This is a genomic window from Streptomyces sp. NPDC003456 (assembly GCF_042878735.1).
Lineage (GTDB): Bacteria > Actinomycetota > Actinomycetes > Streptomycetales > Streptomycetaceae > Streptomyces.
On sequence record NZ_JBIAOK010000001.1, the window covers coordinates 1,037,917 to 1,064,118 of the forward strand.

20 protein-coding genes and 1 pseudogene are annotated in these 26,202 nt (G+C 73.6%); 11 read left to right on the forward strand and 10 right to left on the reverse strand.

What is annotated here, in order from left to right:
- Positions 1-256 precede the first annotated feature (256 nt).
- Positions 257-1,219 carry an SCO0930 family lipoprotein gene (locus ACFYWG_RS04295; protein WP_383500592.1) on the reverse strand — a complete coding sequence of 321 codons (963 nt, stop codon included), beginning with the start codon at positions 1,217-1,219 and terminating at the stop codon, positions 257-259.
- A gap of 343 nt (positions 1,220-1,562) precedes the next feature.
- Positions 1,563-1,787 carry a hypothetical protein gene (locus tag ACFYWG_RS04300; protein ID WP_383500595.1) on the reverse strand — a complete coding sequence of 75 codons (225 nt, stop codon included), beginning with the start codon at positions 1,785-1,787 and terminating at the stop codon, positions 1,563-1,565.
- A 295-nt stretch (positions 1,788-2,082) separates the two neighbouring features.
- On the opposite strand from ACFYWG_RS04300, the gene ACFYWG_RS04305 reads away from it, so the two are divergent.
- The 3 genes from ACFYWG_RS04305 (at position 2,083) to ACFYWG_RS04315 (ending at position 3,750) form a co-directional block, all read left to right on the forward strand.
- On the forward strand, positions 2,083-2,214 hold the full coding sequence (locus ACFYWG_RS04305; RefSeq protein WP_333936356.1) for a hypothetical protein: 132 nt from the start codon (positions 2,083-2,085) through the stop codon (positions 2,212-2,214).
- Between the two features lie 22 nt (positions 2,215-2,236).
- Complete coding sequence (locus ACFYWG_RS04310; protein ID WP_376324843.1) at positions 2,237-3,001, forward strand: DUF4239 domain-containing protein; 765 nt, start codon at positions 2,237-2,239, stop codon at positions 2,999-3,001.
- 227 nt (positions 3,002-3,228) lie between these two features.
- A complete protein-coding gene (locus ACFYWG_RS04315; protein WP_383500600.1) occupies positions 3,229-3,750 on the forward strand; it encodes a hypothetical protein in 522 nt (173 codons plus the stop codon).
- A 107-nt stretch (positions 3,751-3,857) separates the two neighbouring features.
- On the opposite strand, the pseudogene ACFYWG_RS04320 reads toward ACFYWG_RS04315, so the two are convergent.
- Positions 3,858-4,112 (reverse strand): annotated as a pseudogene (locus ACFYWG_RS04320) (hypothetical protein); the annotation flags it as partial.
- Positions 4,113-4,944: 832 nt separating this feature from the next.
- Between ACFYWG_RS04320 and ACFYWG_RS04325 the strand changes: the two are divergent.
- Positions 4,945-5,613 (forward strand): class F sortase, encoded by a 669-nt coding sequence (locus ACFYWG_RS04325; protein WP_376324837.1) that lies wholly within the window; start codon positions 4,945-4,947, stop codon positions 5,611-5,613.
- A 34-nt stretch (positions 5,614-5,647) separates the two neighbouring features.
- Here ACFYWG_RS04325 and ACFYWG_RS04330 read toward each other — a convergent pair whose 3' ends face one another.
- Both ACFYWG_RS04330 and lysX read right to left on the reverse strand, forming a co-directional pair.
- A complete protein-coding gene (locus ACFYWG_RS04330) occupies positions 5,648-6,493 on the reverse strand; it encodes a polysaccharide deacetylase family protein (protein WP_385416978.1) in 846 nt (281 codons plus the stop codon).
- An 89-nt stretch (positions 6,494-6,582) separates the two neighbouring features.
- Positions 6,583-9,870: a bifunctional lysylphosphatidylglycerol synthetase/lysine--tRNA ligase LysX gene (gene lysX, locus ACFYWG_RS04335; RefSeq protein WP_389199191.1), complete on the reverse strand. Its 3,288-nt coding sequence runs from the start codon at positions 9,868-9,870 to the stop codon at positions 6,583-6,585.
- A 183-nt stretch (positions 9,871-10,053) separates the two neighbouring features.
- Between lysX and ACFYWG_RS04340 the strand changes: the two genes are divergently transcribed.
- Together ACFYWG_RS04340 and ACFYWG_RS04345 are read left to right on the forward strand one after the other, a co-directional pair.
- Positions 10,054-10,518, forward strand: coding sequence for a universal stress protein (locus tag ACFYWG_RS04340; RefSeq protein WP_376324830.1), 465 nt, complete (start codon positions 10,054-10,056; stop codon positions 10,516-10,518).
- A gap of 105 nt (positions 10,519-10,623) precedes the next feature.
- Positions 10,624-12,108, forward strand: a complete 1,485-nt coding sequence (locus ACFYWG_RS04345) for an amino acid permease (protein ID WP_383500610.1) — start codon at positions 10,624-10,626, stop codon at positions 12,106-12,108.
- Here ACFYWG_RS04345 and ACFYWG_RS04350 read toward each other — a convergent pair.
- Positions 12,095-13,246, reverse strand: a complete 1,152-nt coding sequence (locus ACFYWG_RS04350; RefSeq protein ID WP_385416969.1) for a CapA family protein — start codon at positions 13,244-13,246, stop codon at positions 12,095-12,097. The two genes, ACFYWG_RS04345 and ACFYWG_RS04350, sit on opposite strands and share 14 nt — an antisense overlap.
- 222 nt (positions 13,247-13,468) lie before the next feature.
- Between ACFYWG_RS04350 and ACFYWG_RS04355 the strand changes: the two genes are divergently transcribed.
- The 4 genes from ACFYWG_RS04355 (at position 13,469) to ACFYWG_RS04370 (ending at position 16,777) form a co-directional block, all read left to right on the forward strand.
- Positions 13,469-14,017 (forward strand): sigma-70 family RNA polymerase sigma factor, encoded by a 549-nt coding sequence (locus ACFYWG_RS04355; protein WP_376324824.1) that lies wholly within the window; start codon positions 13,469-13,471, stop codon positions 14,015-14,017.
- A 151-nt stretch (positions 14,018-14,168) separates the two neighbouring features.
- The gene (locus ACFYWG_RS04360; RefSeq protein WP_376324821.1) at positions 14,169-14,681 is read left to right on the forward strand and encodes a hypothetical protein; all 513 of its coding nucleotides are present in this window, start codon (positions 14,169-14,171) and stop codon (positions 14,679-14,681) included.
- 151 nt (positions 14,682-14,832) lie between these two features.
- Positions 14,833-15,486, forward strand: coding sequence for a zf-HC2 domain-containing protein (locus tag ACFYWG_RS04365; RefSeq protein WP_385416964.1), 654 nt, complete (start codon positions 14,833-14,835; stop codon positions 15,484-15,486).
- A 109-nt stretch (positions 15,487-15,595) separates the two neighbouring features.
- Entirely contained in the window at positions 15,596-16,777 is a 1,182-nt protein-coding gene (locus tag ACFYWG_RS04370; protein ID WP_376324815.1) for a PP2C family protein-serine/threonine phosphatase, read from the forward strand.
- Positions 16,778-16,786: 9 nt separating this feature from the next.
- Here the strand turns inward: ACFYWG_RS04370 and ACFYWG_RS04375 are convergent, their stop codons facing one another.
- Positions 16,787-17,650: an Fpg/Nei family DNA glycosylase gene (locus tag ACFYWG_RS04375; protein WP_389199196.1), complete on the reverse strand. Its 864-nt coding sequence runs from the start codon at positions 17,648-17,650 to the stop codon at positions 16,787-16,789.
- 22 nt (positions 17,651-17,672) lie between these two features.
- Positions 17,673-19,763 carry a SpoIIE family protein phosphatase gene (locus ACFYWG_RS04380; protein ID WP_376324811.1) on the reverse strand — a complete coding sequence of 697 codons (2,091 nt, stop codon included), beginning with the start codon at positions 19,761-19,763 and terminating at the stop codon, positions 17,673-17,675.
- Positions 19,764-19,935: 172 nt separating this feature from the next.
- Between ACFYWG_RS04380 and ACFYWG_RS04385 the strand changes: the two genes are divergently transcribed.
- The gene (locus ACFYWG_RS04385; protein WP_385416959.1) at positions 19,936-21,357 is read left to right on the forward strand and encodes a lipase maturation factor family protein; all 1,422 of its coding nucleotides are present in this window, start codon (positions 19,936-19,938) and stop codon (positions 21,355-21,357) included.
- A gap of 21 nt (positions 21,358-21,378) precedes the next feature.
- On the opposite strand, the gene ACFYWG_RS04390 is transcribed toward ACFYWG_RS04385, so the two are convergent.
- Positions 21,379-22,377 (reverse strand): aldo/keto reductase, encoded by a 999-nt coding sequence (locus tag ACFYWG_RS04390; RefSeq protein ID WP_389199198.1) that lies wholly within the window; start codon positions 22,375-22,377, stop codon positions 21,379-21,381.
- A 298-nt stretch (positions 22,378-22,675) separates the two neighbouring features.
- Positions 22,676-25,699, reverse strand: a complete 3,024-nt coding sequence (locus tag ACFYWG_RS04395) for an alpha-mannosidase (RefSeq protein WP_389199200.1) — start codon at positions 25,697-25,699, stop codon at positions 22,676-22,678.
- Between the last annotated feature and the right edge of the window lie 503 nt (positions 25,700-26,202).

The following is a 26,202-nucleotide window of genomic DNA, read 5'->3' on the forward strand; positions in this document are numbered from 1 at the left end:
AAACGGAAATTGACCATCCGTTCCCGGTCACTGCCTGCGGCGCGTGCCGCATTGATACCCGTCCGCATGCCCCATGAACATATGACGATGCGTGCCCGGCGGGTTCCGGAGCGTTCACCCCGCCGGCGGCGTTCCGGCCGGGAATCCGGCGGGCCGCGGTGGGGCACAGCGAAACGGCCCGCCTCTCCGTGGGGTACGGAGAGGCGGACCGGGTCGGCGCTCCGGGTGGACGACGAGCAACCCTGGGGAGGTTTCGCTACTTCGCCGGGGCGCCGACCGGCTTTCCGTCGGGCCGGACGGCGTACCAGGTGCCGCCCACGCCCTGCCCGTTGGTGTCGCCGGGCGCCTTGTCCCCGGCGAAGGTGTAGATCGGGGAGCAGTTGATCGTCTGCTGCTCGCCCTTGCCGTCGGCCCGGTCGAAGATCATGTAGCCCTTCTTCTGGATGCCCTTGGTGTCGGCGAAGTCGACGGGCTCCACGAGCGGCCACTTCTCCAGGCACGCGCCCTCGCAGTTCGACACGGGCTTGGGCCAGGCCTCGTCCTTCATGAACCGGTAGACGGTCATGCCGTTCTTGTCGACGACGATCTCGCCGAGCTCGGCGTCCTTGCGGGTGGACAGGCCGGCCAGATCGCCGGCGCCGGCGCCGCCGGCTCCGCCGCCCTGCGCCTTCTTGCCGTCGGGGGCGAGGGCGTACCACTTGCCGCCGACGCCCTGGCCCTTGACGTCCCCGGCGTTGACGTCCTTGGCGTAGCGGTAGGCGGGCCAGCCGCCGACCGTGAGCTGCTTGGTGCCGTCGGCGCGGGTGACCGAGCCGAGCAGCGACTTGGCGATGCCCTCGCCGGCCTCGGCGTCGTCCGCCGGGACGGGCGGCCACGTCTTGGCGCAGTCGCCGTCGCAGTTCGACTTGGGCGGCTTGTCGGCGTCCTGATCGAAGCGGTACAGGGTGAGGCCGAGGCTGTCGGTGACGACCTTGCCGATCTCGTCGGCGGTGGAGACCGACAACTTGCCCGCGGGGTTGGACAGGCCGGACGGGCTCGGCGCCGCGGGCTGGGGGCTCGCGCTGCCGCCGGCGCCGACGTTTCCGTAGCCACCGGGCGCGGCCGTGGCGCCCACGTTCTGGCTGGCCGCCGGTGGGCTGTCCTGACCGCACGCCGTCGTCAGCGCCAGGACCGCCGCGGCGCTCGCCACGAGAGAGGCGCTCCGCCAGGAGGTCTTCATCGTCAACTCCCCAATATCGCAAGGGTGTTGCAGCGCCCTGCTGCGCCGCCGCACGGCCATGAATACGCACGGGGGCGGCCGGAGTGTTCAACGGCGAGCCGAAATTCTTTCCGCGGCCTCGCCGAAGACCCCGAGCGACGACGTCAAACGCCGGTCCGTGTGCCTCCCGCAGAAACCGGGAGCCCGGGGCCCCCGGGTCCGCGGCAAGCCCCGTGCGCGCGCCGCCCGCACCCGGCCCGTCTCGTACAGCAGTACGCACCTGACCCCGCACGGGCGATGGTGGATCAACCCGTTGCCTCGGGGAGATCCCCCTTTCGGGGCAATACCCTTGCGCCCCGGCGCGTCACGGCGGCACAGGGCTCATGATCTTCGTCGTGCATGGATCCCTCTCGAACCAACCCGCCCTCGCCGCACGGGCCTTGGCGGTGGCGACGCTGACCTGGACGCTCGTGGGCGCGCCGGCCGGCGTGGCGGAGGCCGACGCCTGCGCGTACGCCTCGACGGGACCGGACGGCATCGAGGCGGTGGCGATCGCCGGCGGCACGACCTGGACGTGCCCCACACCCACCCCGCCCCCGCCTCCCCCTCCCCCTCCCCCGCCCACCTGCGAACCGACGCCCACGCCTCCTCCACCGGAACCGGCGCCCACGCCGAGCCCGGACCCGCCGCCCTCGCCGAAGCCGCCCCCGGCGCCACTCCCTCCGCCCCCGAAGCCCCCGGCGGAGCCGAAGCCGCCACCACCGCCCGCGCCCCGCCCGGAGGCGCCCCCGCCCCGCCCGGCCCCGCGACCGGTGCCCCCGCCACCCGCCCCCCCGGCGCCGGCCCCGTCGGCCAGCCCCGCACCGGCCCCGTCCGCGGCGCCGGTGCACTATCCGCGGTACCGCGCGGCCCCGCCGCGGCCCAGACCCGCGAACGGCGCCATGTCGCCGCTCACCTTCGTCCTGCTCGTCACGGTGCCCGCGGTGGTCGCCGTCGCCGCGCTGCGCGCGCGCTGATCCCGAACCCTGGAGGCACCCCTTGCCGGAATGGCTTGTTCTCACCCTCGCGATGCTGGCCGCCGGTGCCGTGGTGGTCGTCATCACCCTCGTCCGGCACCGCAGGGCCTCCGAGGACGAGGACCCCAGCGAGACCCCGGACGTCATCGAGTACATGACGATGTGGATCGGCGTGGTCTACGCCATCGTCCTTGGTCTGGCGATCGCCGGTGTGTGGGAGGGCCGCAGCGCCGCCCAGGACCACGTCCAGGCCGAGGCGACCGCGCTGCACGAGGTCTCGGAGCGCGTGCGGGTCTACCCGGCCGGCGAACGCGACCGCATCCGGGAGGACATCCAGGCCTATGTCGGCCACGTCGTCACCACCGAGTGGGACGCCATGGCCGACCGGGGCGAGGTCACCGAGCGCGGCGACGAGCTGTTCGCGCGGATCCGCCAGGACGTCACGGACTACGAGCCGGCGACGGACTTCGAGGCCCAGGCCTACCAGCCGCTCGTCGACCAGGTGACGGCGGCCAGCCAGGCCCGCATCGCCCGCGCGGAGTCGACCGGGGAGACCATGCCGGGCGTGGTGTGGTTCGGGCTGATCGCGGGAGCGGTCGTCACCATCGGGATGGTCTTCGTCCTGCAGATCCGCAGAACGGCGCGCGAGCTGATCCTCGCCGGTCTGTTCTCGGCGCTGATCGCCTTTCTGCTGTTCCTGATCTGGGACTTCGACAGCCCGTACAGCAGGGGGGTCGCGGCCTCGGCCGACCCCTTCCTCAACCTCTTCCCGGGGGCCGGGGGCTGACGGCTCCTCCCCCACCACGGGCAGCGGCCGGGGAACACGCGACACGCCGTCGCCGTCCCCCGGCCGTACGCGTGCCGTTCCCCCGGGCGGCCCACACCGTTCCCCCGTTCGCACTACCGGGATCGCGCACCTGTGCGCCTTTTCCTAGCGTTTCGGGCATCGAGGTGCAGGTGTGACGTGAGCGGAACAGGTCCGCGGCTGCGCCCCGAGGACCCGGAGGGAACACCATGCGCGCGATACCCGTCGCTGCGGCCGTACTCCTGGGCGCCGGCGCCCTGACTTCCTGCATGGCTCCCGCAGACGCGGCCATGCGTCCCGACTTCCGCTTCGGCGTGGAACCCTCGACGGTCGAGCCGGGTGACCGCGTCACGGTGTACGTCGAACGCAACCACGCCTGCCGGGGGGAGGCGGCGGTCAACTCGCCGGTCTTCGACCTGGTGACCATCCCGCGGCACGAGTCGCGGGCGAGGGCCGTCGTCGACCGGGACGCCAAGCCCGGCGCCGTCTACGACGTGGAGTTCGTCTGCGACGAGTCGAGCGGGACGGCACGCCTGACGATCGCCGGGGGCCACCCGACGCACCATCCCACCCACCACCCCCGCCACCCGAAGGGTGTGCACGCGGGTGAGGGCGGCACCATCGCCGGGTTCGACGTGAAGAACCTCGGCCTGGGCGCGGTGCTCATCGCCGGATCGCTCGGAGCCGCCTACCACTTCTCGCGCCGCCGCACGGACGAGGACGCGGGCTGACGCGCCCGTGCCGCGCAGATCGTCGCCCCGGGGCCTTCCGGCGAGGGGGGCCCCGGGGCGACGACCGTGCACGTGCGCGCCGCGTGACGCGAGCGTTCGGCGAGGCGTCAGATGTGCCGTTCGGCCCGGCGGCGCATCCAGAACACACCGCCGCCGACGACCGCCGCGGCCACGAGGCCGCCGCCGATGGCCATGTCGGTCGGGGTGGCCCCGGTGGTGGTGCTGCCGCCGAGGCCGCCGCGGACACCGCCGATCACGGTGAAGGCCTGCGGCCGGGTCAGCGTCCTGCCGTTGCAGGTGACGGTGATGTCGTACGAGCCGGGGCGGGCGTTGCTGTTGATGACGGCGGTGCCCCGAGCGGTCCCGTCGCCACCGCCGTTGCCGCCTCCCTTGCCGCCGTTGCCGCCGTTGCCGCCGTTGCCGCCGTTGCCGCCGAAGTTGTCTCCGCCGTTGCCGCCCCCGTTGCCGCCACCGCCGTTGCCACCGCCGTTGCCACCGCCGAAGTTGCCGCCGTTGCCGCCGAAGTTGCCGCCCCCGTTGCCGCCGCCGTCGCCGCCGGCGCCGCTCCGGTCGTTGTCGTTTCCGAAGCCGCCGCCCCGGCCGCCCTCGTTGCCCTTGCCCCCCTGGACGGGCGACAGACGGGTCGGCGCGAACGCGTTGGACGTCGCCGTACCGCCGTTGCGGCAGCCGTCGACGGTGATGGTCAGCTGACCGCCGCGGGCGACGACTCCGGGCTGGACGCTGATGTTGCTGGGGGTGTCCCAGGCCATGGCCGCGGGAGCCGACAGACCGAGGGCGGTCACCGCCGCGCCGGCCACCGCCAGGGCACGAGTGTTACGCATCTGAACCTCCGCGGAAGACGCCCCGGGGCCCGTTCCCCGGTGGATCGGCGAGAAAGCGCCTCCCAGGAAGACAGTCAGTCGCCCTGCCCCGAGCCGCATGTCGGGAGTGGTCCGTCCTGGTGAGCGAGGGCGCGGCCGGATGCGCGTGCGACCGCACATCGCCGCAGGTCACGACCCGTCAGAAAATGTCTCCGCGCGGCAACTCGGATGGCGCACCTCGGTGTGACGTCCCGCCCGGACGGCGCTGCGGCCACCCGTTCGCCGCCGCCCCGTCGCCGGTTTCCGGCACCGCGCTTAGCGTGCTGATATGCGCGATTGACCCGGCGACGGCCGCGTCGAGAGGGGATGGCCCATGTCTGCGTCCGAGCTGGCCGCGGCGGAAGAGGAGGCCCGGCGGAAGAAGCGCGCCCCGTGGGGCGTGATAGCGCTTGTTCTGCTCACCGGCCTCGCGCTCATTCGGAATGGTTCGGGAGAGTTCGACGAGGGGCCGCCGCAGCCGGCCACGGCGGCCGCCGCCGACACCCGGGTGCCCGGCGACACCTTCGCCGGAACGGTCAGGCCCCTGCCCCACTCCGTCCCGGCCCGGGTCGGCATCCCGGCGATCCAGGTCGACGCGCCGATCATCCCGGTGGGCCTGGACCCCGACGGCTGGGTCGGCGCGCCCCCGCCGGAGGACCCGAACCTGGCCGGCTGGTTCACCGGCGCCGTCACCCCGGGCGAGAAGGGCACGGCGGTCGTCGTCGGCCACGTCGACAACCAGCAGGGCCCGGCCGTGTTCTACGGGCTGGGCGCCCTGAAGCAGGGCAACCGCGTCGAGATCGCCCGGCAGGACGGCAGGACGGCCGTGTTCGAGATCTACGGCGTCGAGGTGTTCGCCAAGGACGACTTCCCCGGTGACCGCGTCTACGGTTCCAAGGGCGCGGCCGAACTGCGGGTCATCACCTGCGGGGGCGGTTTCACCGAGCAGGACGGCTACGCGGGCAACGTCGTGGCCTTCGCCCGCATGGTCGAGGTGCGCTGAGCGCACCCGGCCGGGCGGGCGAAGGCCCCTGGTGCTAGGCGTACTGCCGCCGGGGCACGGTGACGTGGTAGCCGGAGTCCAGCAGTTCGGGCAGGTAGCGCCGCAGGGCGCGGACACTCTGCGTACGGTCGCCCCCGGCGTCGTGGGAGAGCACCACGACACCGGGGGCGGCGCCTTTCTCGACGCGCTCGACGATGGAGGGGGTGCCCGGGGTGGTCCAGTCGAGGGTGTCGACGGTCCAGGCGAGGGGTTCCATGCCGAGTTCGGCGCCGAGTTGGAAGGCGGCGCGGTTCCAGGCGCCGTAGGGGGCGCGGAACCACTCGGGGCGTTCCCCGCAGACGTCCGCGACGACGTCGCTGGTGCGTTCCATCTCGGAGCGGATCTGCCGGCGGGTGAGGCGGGTCAGCAGGGGGTGGGACCAGGTGTGGTTGCCGACCACGTGCCCCTCGTCGCTCATCCGCGCGAGCAGCTTCTTGTTGTCCACGGCCATCTCGCCGCACACGAAGAACATCGCGCGCACGTCGTACTCGGCCAGGGTGTCCAGGATGTGGGGGGTGTAGCGCGGGTCGGGGCCGTCGTCGAAGGTCAGCACCATGGTGCGCCCGCGTCCGGACACGCGCAGCATCGGTGCGCGGCGTACCAGGGTCCGCCGGGGCGCGGCGCGCGGCGGGCCGTAGCCGGTCAACGGTTGCAGGCGGTACGCGGAGGAGTTCGGGGGGCGGCGGGCCGGGGGGCCGGCGGCCGGGGCGGGGCCGGTGGGCGGGCCCCCGGTGACCGCCGTGAACACCCCGGCGGTGGCGGCCGCTCCCACGGCTCCGGCGCCCGCGATCAACGCCCGGCGCCGGGTGAGCAGCCGGGAGAGCAACTGATCCTTCTTCATGACTCATCAGTCGCCCGGCCGAAGGCCGACGCACCTGCGCAACACCGGTGTGGCGGCACGGTTTCACCCGCGCGGCCCACGCAGTCGGGTCAGCGGCGGCGCACCAGGGGGAAGGGCAGGGTCTCGCGGATGGTGAGCCCGGTGAGGAACATGACCAGCCGGTCGACGCCGATGCCGAGTCCGCCGGTGGGCGGCATCGCGTACTCCAGGGCGTCGAGGAAGTCCTCGTCGAGCTCCATGGCCTCGGGGTCTCCCCCGGCGGCGAGCAGCGACTGGGCGGTGAGGCGGCGGCGCTGCTCGACCGGGTCGGTGAGTTCCGAGTAGGCGGTGCCCAGTTCGGTGCCGAAGGCGACGAGGTCCCAGCGCTCGGCCAGGCGCGGGTCGGTGCGGTGCTGCCGGGTCAGCGGGGAGACGTCGGTGGGGAAGTCCTTGTAGAAGGTGGGCAGCCCGGTCCGCTCCTCCACCAGCCGCTCGTACATCTCCAGGACGATGTCGCCGTGGCCGTCGTCGGCGACGTAGGGCACGCCGGCGCCGTCGCACAGGCGCTTGAGGGTGTCGATGCCGGTGCCGGGGTGGATCTCCTCGCCGAGGGCCTCGCTGACGGCGCCGTAGACGGTCTTGACGGGCCACTGGCCGGAGATGTCGTACTCCTGGCCGTCCTTGCGGGCGACGGGCCTGCCGAAGGCGGCGGTGGCGGCCTCCTGGATCAGCTCCCGCACGAGGTCGAGCATCACGTCGTAGTCGGCGTACGCCTGGTAGGCCTCCAGGATCGTGAACTCGGGGTTGTGCTTGTAGTCCGTGCCCTCGTTGCGGAAGGTGCGGCCCATCTCGAAGACCTTCTCCACGCCGCCCACGCACAGCCGCTTGAGGTACAGCTCGGGGGCGATGCGCAGGTAGAGGTCGAGGTCGTAGGCGTTGATGTGGGTGGTGAAGGGCCGGGCGTTGGCGCCGCCGTGGATCTGCTGGAGCACCGGCGTCTCGACCTCCAGGTAGCCGCGGGCCAGCAGGCCCTGGCGCACGGCCTGGACGGCGGTGGAGCGGGCGCGGACGACGTCGCGGGCGGCGGGGCTGGCGGCGAGGTCGAGGTAGCGCAGGCGGACCTTGGCCTCGGGGTCGGCCAGGCCCCGGCGCTTGTCGGGCAGCGGGCGCAGGCACTTGCCGGTGAGCTGCCAGGAGGTGACGAACACGGTCGGTTCGCCCGTGTCGCTGTGGCCGGCGTGGCCGGTGGCGGTGATGTGGTCGCCGATGTCGGTGTCGGCGGTGAAGCGGTCCAGTGCGGGGCCGGAGCGGTCGCGGGTGAGGGCGAGCTGGTGGTCGCCCGACCAGTCGCGCAGGACCGCGAAGACGATGCCGCCGAAGTCGCGGACGAGCATGACGCGCCCGGCGACGGTGACGTCCTGGCCCGGTTCCACCTCGGCGAGGGTGTGGGTGCGGGCCGGAATCTGAACCGGGTAGGGGTCGGTGCCGTCGGCGCGCAGCCGGTCGAGCTTGCGGTGCCGGACGCGCACCTGGTCGGGCAGGGCCGATCGAGGGTCGGCGGGCCCGGTCCCGTCCCCTCCGTCGAGACCGAGCGCCGCCAGCGACGGCAGCCCTTCGGTCGTGGCGGGCCGCTGTCCGTTCTTCTTCGGGTGCCCCTTCCCCCACAGCTTGCGCATCGACGGTACGGAGACGAACCCCTCGGCGATGCCGGAGGCGAGGCCGACCCTGGCGAGGGAGGCGGCCTCCGCGTAGCAGAGGAAGCGGGGGTACCACTCGGGGCGGTACTTGGCGTTGGAGCGGTACAGGGCCTCCAGCTGCCACCACTTGGAGAAGAACAGCAGCAGTCTGCGCCACAGGCGCAGGACCGGCCCGGCCCCGATGCGGGCGCCCTCCTCGAACACCGAGCGGAACACGGCGAAGTTCAGGGAGATCTTGCGCACGCCCAGTTTGGGCGCGGCGGCGCACAGTTCGGCGACCATGAACTCCATCACGCCGTTGGGGGCCTCCCGGTCACGGCGCATCAGGTCCAGGGAGACGCCGTCCCGGCCCCAGGGCACGAAGGACTGGATGGCGAGGAGGCGCCCGTGCTCGTCCAGCGCCTCGGCGAGCAGGCACTCCCCGTCGGCGGGGTCGCCGAGGCGGTCCAGGGCCATGGAGAAGCCGCGTTCGGTCTCGGTGTCGCGCCAGGCGTCGGCCCGTTCCACGAGCCGGCTCATCTCCTCCTCGCCGAGGGTGGAGTGGCGGCGGACGCGGCAGGTCACGCCGAGGCGGCGGACGCGGTGGACGGCCTGGCGGGTGACGCGCATGTCGCGGCCGTCTAGGTCGAAGTCGAGGACGTGCAGGATCGCCTCGTCACCGAGTTGCAGCGCGCCGAGCCCGGCGCGGACGAAGGCCCGGGCGCCTTCCTCGGAGGCGCCCATGACGGCCGGGACCCAGGCGTGGCGGCGGGCCACCTCCTGCCAGGCCGCGATCGCGTGCGGCCAGGCCTCCCGGTCGCCGACCGGGTCGCCGCTGGCGAGGCACACGCCGGCCTCGACGCGGTAGGTGACGGCGGCCTTGCCGCTGGGTGAGAAGACGACGGCCTTGTCGCGGCGGGTGGCGAAGTAGCCGAGGGAGTCCTGGTCGCCGTAGCGGCCGAGGAGGGCGCGGATGCGGGCCTCCTCGTCGTCGTGCAGGGCGGCCTCCAGCCGCTGGGAGCGGAACAGGGTGGCCGCGGCGTTGAGCAGGGCCAGCGCGCCGAAGAGGCCGAGGAGGAAGTACAGGGCGTGCGGCGGGCGGCCGTCGAAGCTCCCGGCGGGGACGAGTCCGCCGCAGACGCGGTTCGCGGCCCACGCCAGCCGCTGGCCACTGGGCAGCGTGCCGGGGAACGCCTCGACCAGGCCCCAGCCGACGAGGATCGCCACCACGAGGCCGGCGACCAGGACGGCCAGGGCCCGGCGGACGGCGGCGCGGCGGGAGGCGGCGTAGAACTCCCGGCGGGCGACGATCAGCAGGACCAGGGCCAGGCCGCACACCACGAAGGAGGGGACGGACTCGGCGAACTCGCCGACGGCCATGCCGAGGACGTCGGTGAGGACGAGCAGGCCGAGGTAGACGACGACCAGCCACCAGGCGATCTTCTTGCGCGCCCCGGTGGCGGCGGCGAGCAGGAAGAGGAAGACCGCGTAGGCGAGGTTGGCGCTGACCGGGACGAGCAGCAGGTCCAGGAAGCGCACGAGGGGGCGCAGCGCGGTGCGCAGCGGCGGGACGAGAGCGAGCAGGGCGCACAGCAGGCCGAGCGCGCCGAGGCAGACCGCGAAGCCCTGGGGCACCCGGCTCAGGAAACCGTGGGCCCGGTGGGGCGGGCGTATCGGACCTGCGGTGTCCTCGGCCGTCCCGGTGTCCGCGATGACGCTCATGCTTTCGACTGTAGGAACACCCGGGCGACCTCGCCCGCCGAGAGCGGGGCCCGGCCGTCGGGCGCGGACGGCGACCGCCGGGAGCGGCCCGCGACGGGGTCCGGTCCTCGGCGGGAGCTCCGCGCGGCGCTGGTGCGGCTCCCGCCCGCCGGTGCCGGGTGCGCCCTTCGATAGCCTCGCCCCGTGACGGAACAGCAGCACTCCTCCCGGTTCGAGCGGGGCACGGACGGCCCGAAGGTGATCGTCGTCGGGGTGGACGGCTCCGACTCCTCCCTCAGGGCCGCCGCCTACGCCGGTGGCCTGGCACGGCGGCAGAACGCGCTGCTCGCCGTGGTGTACGTGCAGCCGGTGCTGGCGGCGGGGGCCGCGTTCGGGGCGCCGGTGGCGGACACGACCGACGAGATCGCCGAGGAGCTGGTGGCGCAGATCCGTGAGGCCGCCGAGCGGGTCAAGGGGATATTCGAGGTCCGCTGGGAGTTCCACACGTTCCGCGGGGACCCGTTCAACGGCCTGGTGAAGGCGGCCGACGAGCTGAAGGCGGACGCCGTGGTGGTGGGCGCCTCGGAGCAGGCGGGACACCGCATCGTGGGCTCGGTGGCGGTCCGCCTGGTGAAGGCGGGACGCTGGCCGGTGACCGTGGTGCCGTAGGACGTCCCGCCGGGTCCGCCCGTGCGTGGTGTCTTCCTTCGGGCTCTCGCCTCGGCCATCATGATCCGCCGTCAGCCGATTGCCACTCGCGAAGAGGTGAGGCGCATGGCCGGGATCCGGATGGGTGAAGGAATTCTCCGCCGCAAACCGATCGAGCGGATCGAGGAGACGGAAGCCGGCAGCGGACCGCGGCTGGAGCGGTCCCTGGGGCTGTGGCAGCTGACCGCCATCGGCGTCGGCGGGATCATCGGCGCGGGCATCTTCACGCTGGCCGGCACGGTGGCCAACGGCACGGCGGGCCCCGCCGTGCTGGTGTCCTTCCTCATCGCGGGTGTGGCCAGCGCGGCGGCCGCCCTGTCCTACGCGGAGTTCGCCGGGCTCATCCCGAAGGCCGGCTCCGCCTACACCTACGGCTACGCGGTGCTGGGTGAGCTGGCGGGCTGGTTCATCGGGTGGGACCTGCTGCTGGAGTACACGGCGATCGTGGCGGTGGTCGCCATCGGCATCTCCGGCTACTTCAGCTTCCTGGTGGGCGAGATGGGAGCCGACCTGCCCGCCTGGATGCTGGGGGCGCCCGGGACCGGTGACGGGCACCGGGTCGACCTGTTCGCGGCGCTGCTGTGCCTGCTGATCGCCTACCTGCTCACCCTCGGCATCAGGAACGCCGCCCGGTTCGAGACGGTCGTGGTGGTGCTGAAGGTCCTGGTCGTCCTGCTGGTGATCGGGGTCGGCGTCTTCCACATCGACACGGCCAACTACGACCCGTTCTTCCCGTACGGGGTGGGCGGGGCGTTCACGGGTGCGGCGACGGTGTTCTTCGCGGTGTTCGGCTACGACGCGATGTCGACGGCCGCGGAGGAGTCCAAGGACGCGCAGCGCCACATGCCGAAGGCGATCATCTACTCGCTGGTGATCTCGATGGTGCTCTACGTGGCGGCGTGCCTGGTGCTGACCGGCATGCAGAACTACCAGGACATCGACCCGGAGAGCGGCTTCTCCACGGCGTTCAAGTCGGTCGGGCTGAGCGGACTGGCCGACGTCATCGCGGTGGGCGCGATCATCGGCATCCTGACGGTCATGTTCACGTTCATGCTCGGCGTCACCCGGGTCTGGTTCTCGATGTCCCGGGACGGGCTGCTGCCGAAGTGGTTCGCGAAGACGCATCCCGAGCGCCACGTGCCCACGCGCGTCACCTGGATCGTCGGGGTCGCCTCGGCCGCCATCGCCGGGTTCCTGCCGATCGGCGAGGCGGCCGAGCTGACCAACATCGGGATCCTGCTGGCGTTCGTGGTGGTGTGCGCGGCGGTGATCGTGCTGCGGTACCGGCAGCCGGATCTGCCGCGCACGTTCCGCACGCCGTGGATGCCGTTCGTGCCGGCGCTGGGCATCGTGTTCTCGATCTGGCTGATCACGTTCCTGCAGTGGCAGACCTGGGTGCGGTTCGCCGTCTGGCTGGCCCTGGGGCTGGTGATCTACTTCGGCTACTCCTACCGGCGTTCCGAGCTGGCGAGGGCGGCGGCGGACACGGGCCGCCGGACGGACGGCACGGACGGTTCCCAGGGCGGGCCGGCGGGTCCTACTCCCCCATGACCAGCCCGTCCTTCGCGGCGCCGCGGCTGAGGGCGACGTCCCGGATGCGGTCGCGGACGGTGCGGACGTCGGCGCCCTGGGCGAGTGCCCGGTTGAGGTTCACCACGCGCCCGGCGTCGATGTCGAAGAGCTGCGGGACGAACTCCGCCTCGGCGACCTCCCAGCGGCCGCCCGCCCGTGCCGGCGGGGTGAAGGTGAAGCGGCCGAGGGTGGACTGGTTGCCGCGCGGGTCGGGGGTGCCGTCGGGGCCGGTCATCTCGCCGGCGACCTGGTTGCCCATGCCGTAGACCACCCAGGTGCCGTTGACCTTCTCGTAGGCCTGCGGGACGTGGGCGTGGGTGCCGAGGATCAGGTCGACGGCGGGAAGGCCGCCGCTGCGGGCCGCGGTGAGGCTCCGGGCGAGGAGCAACTGCCGTTCGTCGGGGGCGTCCTGCCATGCGGTGCCCCAGTGCATCGAGACGACGACCACGTCGGCGCCGGCGGCCCGGGCGGCCCGGGCGTCCTCGATGATCTTCGCCTCGTCGATGACGCCGACGGCCCAGGGCTGCCCGGGCGGCGTCGGCGGGCCGTCGGTGTCGTAGCCGTAGGCGAGGTGGGCGACCTCCGCGTCACCGGCCCGCAGGACGGTCACCGTGCGCGCCTCCTGCTCGGAGCGGGCCGAGCCGGCGTGCCGCACACCTGCCCGGTCGAGGGCGTCCAGGGTGCGCCGGATGCCGTCGGCGCCGTCGTCCGGGCTGTGGTGGGAGGCGGTGGAGCAACCGTCGTAGCCGGTGGCGGCGAGGGCTGCGGCCACCTCGGGCGGGGAGTGGGAGGACGGGTGGCCGGTGTGGTCGCCGTTCTCGCCGTGGACCGTCTCCAGGTGGCACAGGGCGATGTCGGCGCGGGAGACGACGGGGCGGATCCCGGACAGCATCGGCCGGAAGTCGTAGCCGGTGCCGCCGGCGTCGAAGCGGGCCCTGTCGATGATCGAGTCGTGCGGCAGGACGTCGCCGGAGGCGACCAGGGTGAAGCCGCGGGGCTCGGCGGCCGGGGCCGGGCGGCCGGGCCGCGGCGGTTCGTGGTCGCGGGCCTGGCAGGCGGCGCCTGCGGCGAGGACGACGGTGAGGACCAGGGCCACCTGTCTACTGCGTGCGAGCATCCATTCACCCCACTGTGGGCGTTGTGGTCGTATTTACGCACCATCAGGAAAGGAGGCGCGGGGCGTCCCTCGCGGCTGCGACACGCTCATGCGCCCCTCCGGCACCCGCATGGCCGGGCGGCGCGACCGTTCGTCGAACCGTTCGCCGACGCGATCGACCGTCCGTCGCACAGCGCGGTACGTGCCCTGTGCCCCCGCCGCGCCCTGCGGTGGCATACGGCCATGACGGCCGGAACCACGCTCACGAACGGGACGACGACCGCCGAGCACGAGCTCGCCGCACTGCAGCGCGAGCACGGCAGGCCCCTCTTCGCGCTCCTGCTGCGGCTGTGCGACGGCGACCGCCAGCGCGCGGAGGACCTGGTCCAGGAGACGCTGGTGCGCGCCTGGCAGCACCCCGAGGCCCTGCGCGCCGACGACTTCGACTCCGTACGGCCCTGGCTGATGACCGTCGGGCGGCGGCTCGCGATCGACGCCCGGCGCGCCCGGCAGGCCCGTCCGCCGGAGGTGGGCGACGCGGTGCTGGAGAACGCGCGGGTCAGCTCCGACCACGCCGAGCGGGCCGCCGCGGCGCTGGACGTGCGCCGCGCTGTGAAGACACTCACTCCGGAGCACCGTGAAGTCCTGGTGCTCGTGTACTTCCAGGGGGCGAGTGTGGCGGAAGCGGCGGCGGCCCTCGGCATCCCGCCCGGTACCGTGAAGTCCCGCGCGTACTACGCGCTGCGCGCCCTGCGCCGGGTTCTTCCGGGATACGCCGCCGACCTGCGGTGAAACCGATTGCCGAGTCAAACCTCCGTAAAGCGCCTTGCTGAAGACCCCGGTTGAGTAATCGGGTGTTCTCATCCGTGTTCCGGAGGGGGCCGACCGCGCCCCGGGATCCGGTGTCGGGCGACGCGCACGTACCGGAGGAAGGCAGGAAGGGATGCTGGACAGAGGTCGAGAGGGCACGGACGGCGGCGAGGGCGAACTGACCGTCCCCATGGCGTGGTTGTACGCCGAGTACATCGCCGACGAGCTGCTGCGGACGGGCGATCTGATGCCGCCGACGTCCTTCGAGTTCCGCGCCGGGCGCGACGCCCTGGCGCTGACCGTGTTCCTCTCCGACACCGAGGGGGAGCTGTCCGGGATCCGCGTCGTCACCCAGCTGGAGACGTGGCTGTCCCTGACCGCCTACGACCAGCCGTGGCAGGAGTGGGTGCGCGAGCGGCTGGCCGAGCTGACCGCCGGCGCCGCCCGCACCGGGCGGCCCGCGCCGGACCTGGACCTGGCGCGGGAGGCGTGGCGCTGGCTGCAGGAGACGGAGCTGCTCGCTCCCGATCTGAACGCCGTGCCGGGCGGTGCTCCGGTGGCCGGGGAGGACGAGGGACCGAAGGTCTGGACGCCCGCCTGGCAGCTCGGACTGCCCCTGGGGCACCTGGCGATCCATCTGTTCTGAGATTTCCGGGACCCGGACCAATCCGCGGGCCGGAGGGCTCCGAATCCTTTGGTTGCGATTGTGTCACCGGCTTGAATGATTCGGCCGCCTGGTCCGTACCGGTGGGAGCAAGGAGTAACCCCACCCGCACCCAACGGCACGAGGATTCGGCATGAGGTCCCTGGAAAGGCATCGCGACGTCGGCGCCTACGCGCTCGGCGTGCTGGACGAGGCGGAGGCCTTCCGCTTCGAGGACCACCTCATGGAGTGCCCTCGGTGCGCTGCAGAGGTGACGGAACTCGGGCCGACCACGCGGCAGATGATGCTGTACCGGCGGGCGACTCCCCGGTTCGTGCACCCGATGGCCCAGCCCGGACCGCAGCTGCTGGACCGGCTGCTGGCCGAGGTCTCGACCCGCCGCCGGGCCGGCCGCCGGCGGGTGCTGTTCGCGCTGGCCGCGTCGGTGGCGATCGCGGTGTCGGTGCCGGGGGTCACGATGATGGCCCAGGGCAGCGACGAGGGTCCCCGGACCGTCGCGGCGACCGACACGCGCACGGGGGTGTGGGCACAGGTCACGACCGAGGACGGGGCCTCGGGCAGCGAGGTCGAGCTGAAGGTGAAGGACGGCACGGGCTCGCGCGCCTGCCACCTGGTCATCGTCGGCCACGACGGCACCGAGGAGACCGCGGCCAGCTGGCACGCCCCCGAGCACGCCGACCGCCCCAGCACCATGATGGCCAGCTCGTCGATGCACGCCTCCCAGATCGCCCGCTACGAGATCCGCTCGGCGACCGGGGAGGTCCTGGTGCGGCTCCAGCCGGGCTGACCGCTCCCGCGGGGCCGGTCGTCCGTCCGCCGCCGTCACCGGGCGGGGCGCGCGGGCCGGTGTGAGACTGCTGGACGACACACCCGGCAGTGCGGTGAGGGGAGACGACGTGGCGACGGCGGAGACCGGCGACGGCCGTCTGGAGGAGTTCCTCGCCGACCCGGAGACGGCGACGCTGGACCTGTTCACCGCCGCGGCCCGCTGCACCACGGCCCTCGGGATCCCGCACTCCGTGGTCTACCTGACCGACATCCAGCAGCGCCGGCTCGTGCCGCTCACGGACACCACCCCGTCGCTGCCCGTCGACGACTCCCTCGCCGGCTGGACCTACCGCACGCAGTCGCTGCGCGTGGCGGCGTCCGGCACCGGCGGGATGACGGCCTGGCTGCCCCTGGTGGACGGAGCCGAGCGCCTCGGCGTACTGGCCGTGCACGCGCCCGCCCTCACACCGGCCGTGCTGCGCAGCGCCCGGGCTCTGGCCACCCTCGTCGCCATGATGATCACGACGAGCCGCGCGTACGAGGACTCCTACATCCGGCGCACCCGCACCGACCGGATGCGCCTTCCCGCCGAGATGCTGCGCGCCTTCCTGCCGCCCCGCACGATCGGCACCTCGCGCGTGGTGTCCACGGCCGTGCTGGAGCCGGCCTACGAGATCGGCGGGGACGCCTTCGACCACGCGCTGACCGAGACGGCCCTGCACGTCACGGTGCTCGACGCCATGGGCCACGACCTGGCCTCCGGACTCACCACCGCCGTGTCGCTGGCCGCGTGCCGCAACTCCCGGCGCACCGGGGCCGACCTGCCCGACCTCGTCGCGTGCGTGGACGACGCGCTGGGCAAGTGGCTCCCCGACCAGTTCTGCACGGGGGTCCTGGCCCAGCTGCACCTGGCCTCGGGGGTGCTGCGGTGGATCAACTGCGGCCATCCCACCCCGCTGCTGATCCGCGACCGGCGGCTGCTCGTCGACGCCATGCGCCGCGATCCCGATCCGCCGATGGGGCTGCCGTCGCTGCTCGCCGGGCGGAAGCGGGCGGTGCACGAGATCGTCCTGAAGCCCGGGGACCGGGTGCTGATGTACACCGACGGCGTCACCGAGGCGCGTTCCGCGGACGGCGGCGAGTTCGGCCTGGAGCAGTTCGCCGACTACATCATCCGGGCGACGGCCGCGGGCGAGCTGGCGTCCGAGACGCTGCGCCGCCTCATTCACTCCATCCTCGACTCCTCCGCGAGCCGGCTGCGCGACGACGCGACCATCCTCATGTTCGAGTGGTGGCCGCCGTCCGGGTGAGGCCGCCGCTCACTTCAGCAGCCGCGACAGCCTCCGGTCCGCCAGCGGCTTGCCGCCCGTCTGGCAGGTCGGGCAGTACTGCAGCGAGGAGTCGCTGAAGGACACCTCGCGGATGGTGTCGCCGCACACAGGGCACGCCTCGCCGGTGCGGCCGTGGACGCGCAGGCCGCTCTTCTTCTCGGCCTTCAGCCGGCCCGCCGCCACGCCCCGGGAGCGCTCGACCGCCTCGGTGAGGGTCTCGCGCAGGGCCGCGTACAGCCGGTCGGTCTCCTCCCCGGTCAGGGAGGCCGCGAGTTTGAACGGGGACATCCGCGCCGCGTGCAGGATCTCGTCGCTGTAGGCGTTGCCCACCCCGGCGATCAGGCTCTGGTCGCGCAGCGCGCCCTTCAGCTGCCGTCGCTCGCCGGCCAGGAGCCCCGCCAGCCGGTCCCGGTCGAAGTCGTCGGCCAGGGGGTCGGGGCCCAGCCGGGCCACGCCGGGCACCTCCTGCGGGTCGGCCACGACGTACACGGCCAGCCGCTTCTGCGTGCCGGCCTCGGTCAGGTCGAACCCGGCGCCCGTGTCCAGCGCCACGCGCAGCGCGAGCGGGCCCTTGCCGGGCCGGGGCGGGCCGTCGGGGAGGCGGTCCTTCCAGTGCAGCCAGCCCGCGCGGGCCAGGTGCGTCACCAGGTGCGGTCCGTCCGCGGTGGCCAGGTCGAGGAACTTGCCGTACCGGCGCACGGCGGTGACCTCGCGGCCCTCCAGAGCGGACAGGGGCGGTTCGTACGTCTTCAGGACGCTGATCGCGACGGGCAGCACGCGTACGATCTCGCGGCCGACGAGGTGCTCGGTCAGGAAGTCCCTGAGCGCCTCGACCTCGGGAAGTTCCGGCATGGCTCCAGGGTGCCACGCGCGGTCAGTCGCGGCCGGGCACGACGAACTCGCACCACACGGCCTTGCCGCCGCCCCGGGCCTCCACGCCCCACACGTCGGTGAGCAGCTCGACCAGGAGCAGGCCGCGCCCGGAGACGCCGGAGTCGCCCGCCTCGCGGCGGCGCGGCAGGGCGCTGGAGGAGTCCTCCACCTCGACGCGCAGGCGGCGCTCGGCGCCGGTGAGGACCCGCAGGGTGACGGTCGCGGAGCCCTCGGTGTGCATCAGGGCGTTGGTGATCAGCTCGTCGGCGGCCAGCTCGATCTCGTCGGCCCGGTCACGGGCTCCCCACGCGGCGACAGCGGTGCGGATCATGTGCCGGGCCTCGGTCAGGGCCGCCGGGTCGCCGGGGGTCACGTGGCGCTGGATGCGGCGGCCGGACCGGTACCCCTCGGGGCCGCGCCGGCGCAGCAGGAGCAGCGCCACGTCGTCGTCGCCGCCGCGCTCGTCGGCGGCCTCGATGAGCCGGTCGGCCAGCTCCCGCACGTCGTCGGGGCCCGTCTCGACGAGGGTGGTGAGGGTGCGCATGCCGTCGTCGAGGTCGGCGCCGGGCTGCTCGACGAGGCCGTCGGTGCACAGCAGCAGCGTGTCGCCGGCGTCCAGCTCGACGGTGCCCACCGGGTAGTCGAGCCGGCCGAACTCGGCGGACAGGCCCAGTGGCAGCCCGCCGGGGACGGTGATCCGGCGGCAGGCTCCGCCGGTGTGGCGCACCAGCGGGTCGATGTGGCCGGCCCGCACGATCTGCAGCACGCCCGTGGTCAGGTCGGCCTCGGCGTACAGGCAGGTGGCGGAGCGGTCGGTGTCCAGTTCGTGCAGGAAGACGGAGGCGCGGGCCATGACCGTGGCCGGGGGGTGCCCTTCGGCCGCGTAGGCGCGCAGCACGATGCGCAGCTGGCCCATGACGGCGGCCGCGTGGGTGTCGTGGCCCTGGACGTCGCCGATGACGGCGCCGACCCGGCCGCCGGGCAGCGGGATGAGGTCGTACCAGTCGCCGCCGATGTCCCGGCCGACGGGGCCGCCGAGGGTGGCGGCCCGGTAGCGGACGGCGACGTCGGCACCGGGCACGCTGGGGATGGTGCGGGGCAGCATCGCCTGCTGCAGGCCCTGGGCGAGGTCCATCTCCTGCTCGTAGAACATGGCCCGCTGCAGGCTTTGGGCGATGCTGCTGCCGAGGGCGACGAGGACGTTGCGGTCCTCGGCGGTGAAACCGCGCCGGTCGCTGTAGAGCAGGCCCATGGCGCCGATGGGCCGGGCCTGGACGATGAGCGGGAGGTAGGCGGCCGAGGTGATGTTCAGGCCGGTGATGTGCGGCCAGAGGATCGGGTAGCGCTCGGCGAACTCCTCCGGCGACTCGATGAACCGCGGTCCGAGGGTCCGTACGGCCTCGCTCATCGGGTAGGGGTCGTCGATGCGGGTGATGCGGGTGCCGGGTACGGCGCTCTCCGCGGGGCCCTCGGCGATCATCCGGATCCGGCCGGCCTCGACCAGGCCCATGACGAGGCTGGTGGCGCCCAGGTGGACGAGGCCGTGGGTGTCGGTGAGGACGTCGATGACGTCCTGGACGGTGCGGGCGTGGGCGAGGGCGGCCGTGGTGAGTTCGACGACGCTGGTCTGCTGGCGGCGGGCCTCGTCCTGGGCGGCCTGCTCGCGGCGGGCGTCGATCTCGCCCAGCTCCTGCGTGGCGTCGCGGACGATGCCGATGATGCGCCTGGGCCGTCCGGTCCCGTCGCGGCGGATGTAGCCCTGGGTGTGGGTCCAGCGCAGGGTGCCGTCGCGGCGGCGCAGGCGGAAGTAGGCGCCGTAGTTCTCGCTGCCGTCCTTCAGGGCCTGGGACACGACCGTGTCCAGGCGCAGGGCCTCGCTCGGCGGGACGCGTGCGGACAGGGTGGCGGGGTCGCCGCCGTACTCGTCGGGGCGCATGTCGAAGACTTCGTGGGCCTGGGCGTCCATCTGCATCAGGCCGGTGTCCAGGTCCCAGTCGAAGCTGCCCATCCGGTTGAGCGCGAGGATCGGATCCGGGTGGGCCGGCCAGTCGTCCGGGAGGGACAGGGCGGCGCTCGCTCCCCGATCAGCCATGCGCCCACCTTGCCAGGATTCGCCCGATTCTTCGACCGGATGGGGCGTACGGGTCCGACCGGACGGACCGGGTCGGCGGCGTTCGCCGGGCGGGCGGCGGGGTAGCCGCCTAGTGTTCTTCACTGAGCGTGACGGCGGGGCCGGGCGCGGCACCGGGAGGAGCGCCAAGGCTGTGGACTGGTTCACCGCATCCGACTACTGGCTGACCCGCCTGGTCTTCCAGCGTGCGCTGGCCGCCGTGTACCTGGTGGCGTTCCTGACGGCGGCGCTGCAGTTCCGCGCGCTGATCGGGCGGCGCGGCATGCTGCCGGTGCCGCGGTTCGTGTCGCGGGTGCCGTTCAGGCGGGCGCCGAGCCTGTTCCAGCTGCACTACTCGGACCGCTTCTTCGCCCTGTGCGCCTGGGCGGGCTGCGCGGTGTCGGCGGGCCTGCTGGCCGGGCTCGACTCCCTGCTGCCGCTGTGGGGCGGCATGCTGCTGTGGCTGGTGCCGTGGGTGCTGTACCTGTCGATCGTGAACGTGGGGCAGACCTGGTACGGCTTCGGCTGGGAGTCGCTGCTGCTGGAGGTCGGCTTCCTCGCCGTGTTCCTCGGCAACGACGAGGTGGCGCCGCCGCTCCTGGTGCTGTTCCTGCTGCGCTGGATCCTGTTCCGGGTGGAGTTCGGCGCCGGGCTGATCAAGATGCGCGGCGACGAGTGCTGGCGCAGGCTCACCTGCCTGGAGCACCACCACGAGACCCAGCCGATGCCCGGCCCGCTGAGCTGGTTCTTCCACCGCCTGCCCCGGCCGCTGCACACGGCGGAGGCCGCCGCCAACCACGTCACCCAGCTGGTGGTCCCGTTCCTGCTGTTCACCCCGCAGCCGGTCGCCACGGCCGCCGCGGCGCTGATGATCGTCACCCAGCTGTGGCTGGTGCTGTCGGGCAACTTCTCCTGGCTGAACTGGATCACGATCGTGCTGGCGCTGTCGGCGGTGCGGTTCCCCACCGACCCGCCCGCGGCGCCGGACACCCCGCTCTGGTTCGCCGTCGTGGTGTCGGCCGTGTGCGCCGTGCTGCTGGCTCTGAGCGTGCGGCCGGTGCGCAACATGCTGTCCCGTCGGCAGGTGATGAACCGCTCCTTCGACCCGCTCCACCTCGTCAACACCTACGGCGCGTTCGGCAGTGTGAGCCGGGTGCGCCACGAGGTGGTGGTGGAGGGCACCGCGGACGACGTGCCGCGGCCGGACTCCGGCTGGCAGGAGTACGAGTTCCGCGGCAAGCCGGGAGACCCGCGGCGCTGGCCGCGCCAGTTCGCGCCCTACCACCTGCGCCTGGACTGGCTGATGTGGTTCGCGGCCCTGTCCCCCGCCTACGCCGAGCCCTGGTTCGGGACGTTCGTGGAGCGGCTGCTGGAGGGCGACCGGGACACCCTGCGGCTGCTGCGCCGCTCCCCGTTCCCACCCGGCCGCCCGCCGCGGTACGTGCGCGCCCGGCTGTTCCGCTACCGCTTCACCACCTGGCGCGAGCTGCGGGAGACGGGTGCGTGCTGGGAGCGCACGTACGTGCGGGAGTTCCTGCCCCCGACGCGGCTGGCGAAGCCGGTGAACCGGCCCTAGCGCCTGCCGCCGGGAGTCCGGTCAGGACGGGTGGCGCGGTGGGTCCTCGCCCGGTACGGGGGCCTCGGCGGGCAGAAGTCCCTCGGTGCGCAGGTCATGCCAGAACGCCTGCGGCACCCGGGCGGCGAACTGGTGTGCGCAGGCGCGCACTTCGTGCGCGGAGCGGGCTCCGACGAGGACGGTGGCGACCGCCGGGTGCGCGGCGCAGAAGGCCAGGGCGGCGGCGCGCAGCGTGGTGCCGTGCCGGTCGGCGAGCAGCTTCAGCCGCAGCGCCCGCCGGACCAGCTCCGAGGGCGCGACGGTGTAGTCGTACCGCGCGCCCGGCCGGGGGTTGGCCAGCAGGCCGGAGTTGAAGGCCCCGCCGATGACGACGGACCTGCCGCGCGCGTGGGCGGTGGGCAGCAGGTCGCGCAGCGCGCCCTGGTCGAGCAGGGTGTAGCGGCCGGCGCACAGCACCACGTCGACGTCGGTGTCGCGCAGGAAGCGGGTGAGCATCTCCGCCTGGTTCATGCCGGCGCCGATGGCGCGGACCACGCCCTGCGCGCGGAGCTCCTCCAGCGCCGGGTACCCCTCGCGGAAGGCCCACTCGGCGTGCTCGTCCGGGTCGTGCAGGTAGACGACGTCGACCCGGTCCAGGCCGAGCCGTTCGAGGCTCGACTCCAGGGTGCGGCGGATCCCGTCGGCGCTGAAGTCCCACACCCGGCGGTGGGTGGCGGGTACGGCGAAGCCGTCCGCGAGGTCGTCCCCGGGACGGTCCGCGGGGTCCAGGCGGCGGCCCACCTTGGTGGAGATCGTGTACTGGTCGCGGGGTCTGGCGCGCAGGGCGTCGCCGAGGCGGCGCTCGGACAGGCCGAGACCGTAGTGCGGGGCGGTGTCGAAGTAGCGGATGCCCTGCTGCCAGGCGGCTTCCACCGCCTCGTGCGCCTGGGCGTCACCGACCTCGGTGTACAGGTTGCCGATGGCGGCGGCGCCGAAGGACAGGGCGCTGACCTCGACGCCGCTGCCGCCGAGCCGGTTCACCGGGCCACCCGGCGCGTCCGGGCGCCGTGCGCCCTCCCCCGCGAACCCGCGCGGCCCTCGTGGTCGCTCATCCCCTCGGCTCCTTCCTCGTCACGCTCCCGGTCCGGCGGCGCCGGCGCCCCGGGCCCCGGGTGCCCGGTGGTGACCTTCCCGGATCACCACCGGGCCGGGGAAGTGCCGTGCGGCGGACCGGCGTGCCCACCGAGCCGGTCCGGCGCCGTCGGCGGCCCCGCCGGTCCGGCTCGCCCGCGGGGAGACCGGCTCCCGTACGGGCGTGACCGGTGCCCGACCGCTTCCGTCAGGCGCGCCGCAGCCGCAGCGTCACCAGCTCGAAGGGGCGCAGCCGCACCGCGATCCGGCCGCCGTCGGCCTCGGGCGCCGGCGCGTCGGCCAGCGGGCGTTCCAGCAGGTCCGTCACCGCGACGCCCGCCACCTCGAAACCGGCGGTGAGCGTGGCGCGCGCCCGGCCGCCGAACGCCTCGTGGAAGCGGACGACGACGTCGCCGCTGCCGTCGTCGGCCAGCTTGACCGCCGTGACGACCACCGCGTCCCGGTCCGAGGTCACCAGCGGGGCGACCTCGCCGGCGCCGGTCAGCCGCCGTTCCGGCAGGTTGATCCGCCAGCCCTCGCGGACGGCGTCACCGATGCCGGCGCCGGGCACCAGCGCGTGCCGGAAGCGGTGCACCCCCTGGTCGGTCTCGGGGTCGGGGAAGCGCGGGGCCCGCAGCAGGGACACGCGGACGGTGGTGGTCGTGCCGCCGTCGCCGTCGGTGCGGACGGTGCGCGTCACGTCGTGGCCGTAGGTCGAGTCGTTGACGAGCGCGACGCCCCAGCCCGGTTCCTCCAGGTGGACGAAGCGGTGGTTGCACGCCTCAAACTTGGCCGCCTCCCAGGACGTGTTGGTGTGGGTGGGCCGGTGGAAGTGCCCGAACTGGGTTTCCGAGGCGTACCGTTCGGCGTGCACGTCCAGCGGGAAGGCGAGCTTGAGGAACTTCTCCGTCTCGTGCCAGTCGACCTCCGTGTCGACGGTCAGCCGCCGCTCCCCCGGTGCCAGGGACAGCAGCTGGGAGACGCGGGAGGCGCCGAAGGACCGGACGATCCGTACGCCCTCGCCGTCGGGGGCGACCTCGTCGGCGTCGGTCAGGTCGGTGACGGTGTTGCGGTAGAACGCGTCGACGTCCCAGGCGTCCCACATGTTCGGGAAGTCGGGGTGCAGCTGGAGCAGGTTCGCGGCCCGGCCGGGGGCGACGGTCTCCCGGTCGGCGTCGATGTCGTACACGGACACGACGAGCCCGCGGGCGTCGATCTCCACCCGGAGCAGGCCGTTGTCCAGGACGTGCCCGCCGCCGGGCCGGTCGGTGCGGGCCGTGCGGGCCGTGCGGGCCGCCTCGGCCGGGGTGCGCGCGCCGCCGGACGGGACGCCCGCCCGGGTGTGCGGGGCGGCGTTGAAGACGAGCGGGGTCCGCCCCACGCCGGCGAGGGCCCGCTGGGCGGCGTCGATGATGCGGTTCAGCTCCTCGGCGACCCGCTCGTAGGTGCGGCGGGCCTCGCGGTGCACCCAGGCGATGGACGAGCCGGGCAGGATGTCGTGGAACTGGTGCAGCAGCACCGTCTTCCAGATGCGGTCCAGGTCGTCGTAGGGGTAGGGGAACCCGGTGCGCACGGCCGCGGTCGCGGCCCACAGCTCGGCCTCCCGCAGCAGGTGCTCGCTGCGGCGGTTGCCCTGCTTGGTCCTGGCCTGGCTGGTCAGGGTCGCGCGGTGCAGTTCCAGGTACAGCTCCCCCACCCACACGGGCGGTTCGGGGTACTCGGCGGCGGCCTTCTCGAAGAAGGCCCGCGGGCTCTGCCAGGTGACGGTCGCCGAGCCTTCGAGGTCGCGCAGGCGGGCCGCCTTGGCGACCATCTCGCGGGTCGTGCCGCCGCCTCCGTCGCCCCAGCCGGTCGGGGCGAGGGAGTGGCGGGCGACGCCCTTGTCCTTGAAGTTGCGGGCCGCGTGGGCGATCTCGCTGCCCTTCATGGAGCAGTTGTAGGTGTCGACGGGCGGGAAGTGGGTGAAGATCCGCGTGCCGTCGATGCCCTCCCACCGGAAGGTGTGGTGCGGGAACGTGTTCGTCTGGCTCCAGGAGATCTTCTGCGTCAGCAGGTATGTGGAGCCGGCCGCCTTGATGATCTGCGGCAGGCCGGCGGCGAAGCCGAAGGTGTCGGGCAGCCAGGCCTCGTCGTTCTCGATGCCGAACTCGTCGAGGAAGAACCGCTTGCCGTGCACGAACTGCCGGGCCATCGCCTCGGATCCGGGCATGTTGGTGTCGGACTCCACCCACATGCCGCCGGCCGGTACGAACCGCCCGTCGGCCACGGCCTTCTTCACCCGCGCCCACACCTCGGGCCGGTGGTCGCGCACCCACGCCCACTGCTGGGCCTGCGACATGGCGAAGACGAACTCCGGCTCGTCGTCGAGCAGCGCGGTCATGTTGGAGGTGGTGCGCGCCACCTTGCGCACGGTCTCGCGCAGCGGCCACAGCCACGCCGAGTCGATGTGGGCGTGCCCGACGGCGCTGATGCGGTGGGCGGAGGGGGCGGCGGGCCTGGCGAGGACGTCGGTGAGGCACGAACGGGCGCGCTCCGCCGTGCCGTTGACGTCCTGGAGGTCGAGGGCGTCGAGCGCCCTGTCGACGGCCCGCAGGATCTCCCAGCGCCGCGCCGACTCCGCCGGCAGCTCGGCCATCAGCTCGCCGAGCACCTCCAGGTCGAGCACGAGCTGCCAGACCGTCTCGTCGAAGACGGCGAGGTCCATGCGGGTCAGGGTGTACTGCGGTTCGCTGCCCGCGGTCTCCTTGTCGCCCAGCCGGGTGGGCCGGAAGGGGTGGTGGTCGAGGATGACGGGGTTGGAGGCGGCCTCGATGTGCAGGCGCACCTCCTCGCCGCCCTCGGCGGGGGCGCCGACGCGCACCCACTGGTTGCGCGGGTTCAGGCCCTTCACGGGGGTGCCGTCGGGCCGGTACACCAGGCCCTCGCACTGGAAGCCGGGCATGTTCTCGTCGAAGCCGAGGTCCAGGATCGCCTCGACGGTCCGGCCCGCCCACGCCTCGGGGACGGTGCCGGTCACCCGGAACCAGCTGGTGCCCCAGGGAGCACCCCACCGGGCGCCCACCTCGATCGGCTCGGGCTCGGCCGCGAGGCCCTCGGCGACCGGGACGGGCTCGCCCGGGGCGTGCCAGACGGCCACCTGGAGCGGCACGGACTCGGGGTACACGGCGGGGCGGACGCGCTCGTCGAGGACGCGCCTGAGACGGGCCTCGACCAGGCTGCGGTCGTCATGCATGCGGGGTGCTCCCTAGAGGGGGTGGTGACCAGGGGTGGGTCAGGGTCACGGGTGCCGACGAGGTGTAGAGCTCCCCCACGGCCCGCAGTTCGAACCGTGCGGCCCTCTCGCCCTGCTCGGGTCTCTGCCCGGCGACGAAGAAGGCCCGCGGGCAGGTGCCGCCGAGGATCGCCGGCTCCTCACGGAGCCGGGCTCCGTCGTCTCGGGCCAGGTCTGCCCGGTGGCCGGGCGTCCGCGGCCGTGGGGTCGGGCCACGGGCGTGCGGCGGTCCGGGGCTTCGACGCGGACGTCCGCCCGGGCCCCTGCACCTCGGGCGTCCCCTGGGCGGGAGCGGGCGTGGCGCCCCTGCCGGGCACCCCCCGGCAGGCCCGGCGCCGCACGGCCCCGTCGGGACGACGCACCCCCTGCCGGTCACGGCCCGGCGGAGACCCCGCGCCGTACCGCCCGGGCCCCTTCCGGGACGACGCGCCCTTTGCCCGTCACGGCCCGGCGGAGACCCTGCG

What these genes read in the sequence shown, in the direction of transcription:
- ACFYWG_RS04295 (WP_383500592.1), bottom strand. Translation starts at nt 1,219, where the DNA reads ATGAAGACCTCCTGGCGGAGCGCCTCTCTCGTGGCGAGCGCCGCGGCG.
- ACFYWG_RS04315 (WP_383500600.1), top strand. Translation starts at nt 3,229, where the DNA reads ATGCGCGCGATACCCGTCGCTGCGGCCGTACTCCTGGGCGCCGGCGCC.
- ACFYWG_RS04325 (WP_376324837.1), top strand. Translation starts at nt 4,945, where the DNA reads ATGTCTGCGTCCGAGCTGGCCGCGGCGGAAGAGGAGGCCCGGCGGAAG.
- ACFYWG_RS04330 (WP_385416978.1), bottom strand. Translation starts at nt 6,493, where the DNA reads ATGAAGAAGGATCAGTTGCTCTCCCGGCTGCTCACCCGGCGCCGGGCG.
- lysX (WP_389199191.1), bottom strand. Translation starts at nt 9,870, where the DNA reads ATGAGCGTCATCGCGGACACCGGGACGGCCGAGGACACCGCAGGTCCG.
- ACFYWG_RS04345 (WP_383500610.1), top strand. Translation starts at nt 10,624, where the DNA reads ATGGCCGGGATCCGGATGGGTGAAGGAATTCTCCGCCGCAAACCGATC.
- ACFYWG_RS04350 (WP_385416969.1), bottom strand. Translation starts at nt 13,246, where the DNA reads ATGCTCGCACGCAGTAGACAGGTGGCCCTGGTCCTCACCGTCGTCCTC.
- ACFYWG_RS04355 (WP_376324824.1), top strand. Translation starts at nt 13,469, where the DNA reads ATGACGGCCGGAACCACGCTCACGAACGGGACGACGACCGCCGAGCAC.
- ACFYWG_RS04360 (WP_376324821.1), top strand. Translation starts at nt 14,169, where the DNA reads ATGCTGGACAGAGGTCGAGAGGGCACGGACGGCGGCGAGGGCGAACTG.
- ACFYWG_RS04365 (WP_385416964.1), top strand. Translation starts at nt 14,833, where the DNA reads ATGAGGTCCCTGGAAAGGCATCGCGACGTCGGCGCCTACGCGCTCGGC.
- ACFYWG_RS04375 (WP_389199196.1), bottom strand. Translation starts at nt 17,650, where the DNA reads ATGCCGGAACTTCCCGAGGTCGAGGCGCTCAGGGACTTCCTGACCGAG.
- ACFYWG_RS04380 (WP_376324811.1), bottom strand. Translation starts at nt 19,763, where the DNA reads ATGGCTGATCGGGGAGCGAGCGCCGCCCTGTCCCTCCCGGACGACTGG.
- ACFYWG_RS04395 (WP_389199200.1), bottom strand. Translation starts at nt 25,699, where the DNA reads ATGCATGACGACCGCAGCCTGGTCGAGGCCCGTCTCAGGCGCGTCCTC.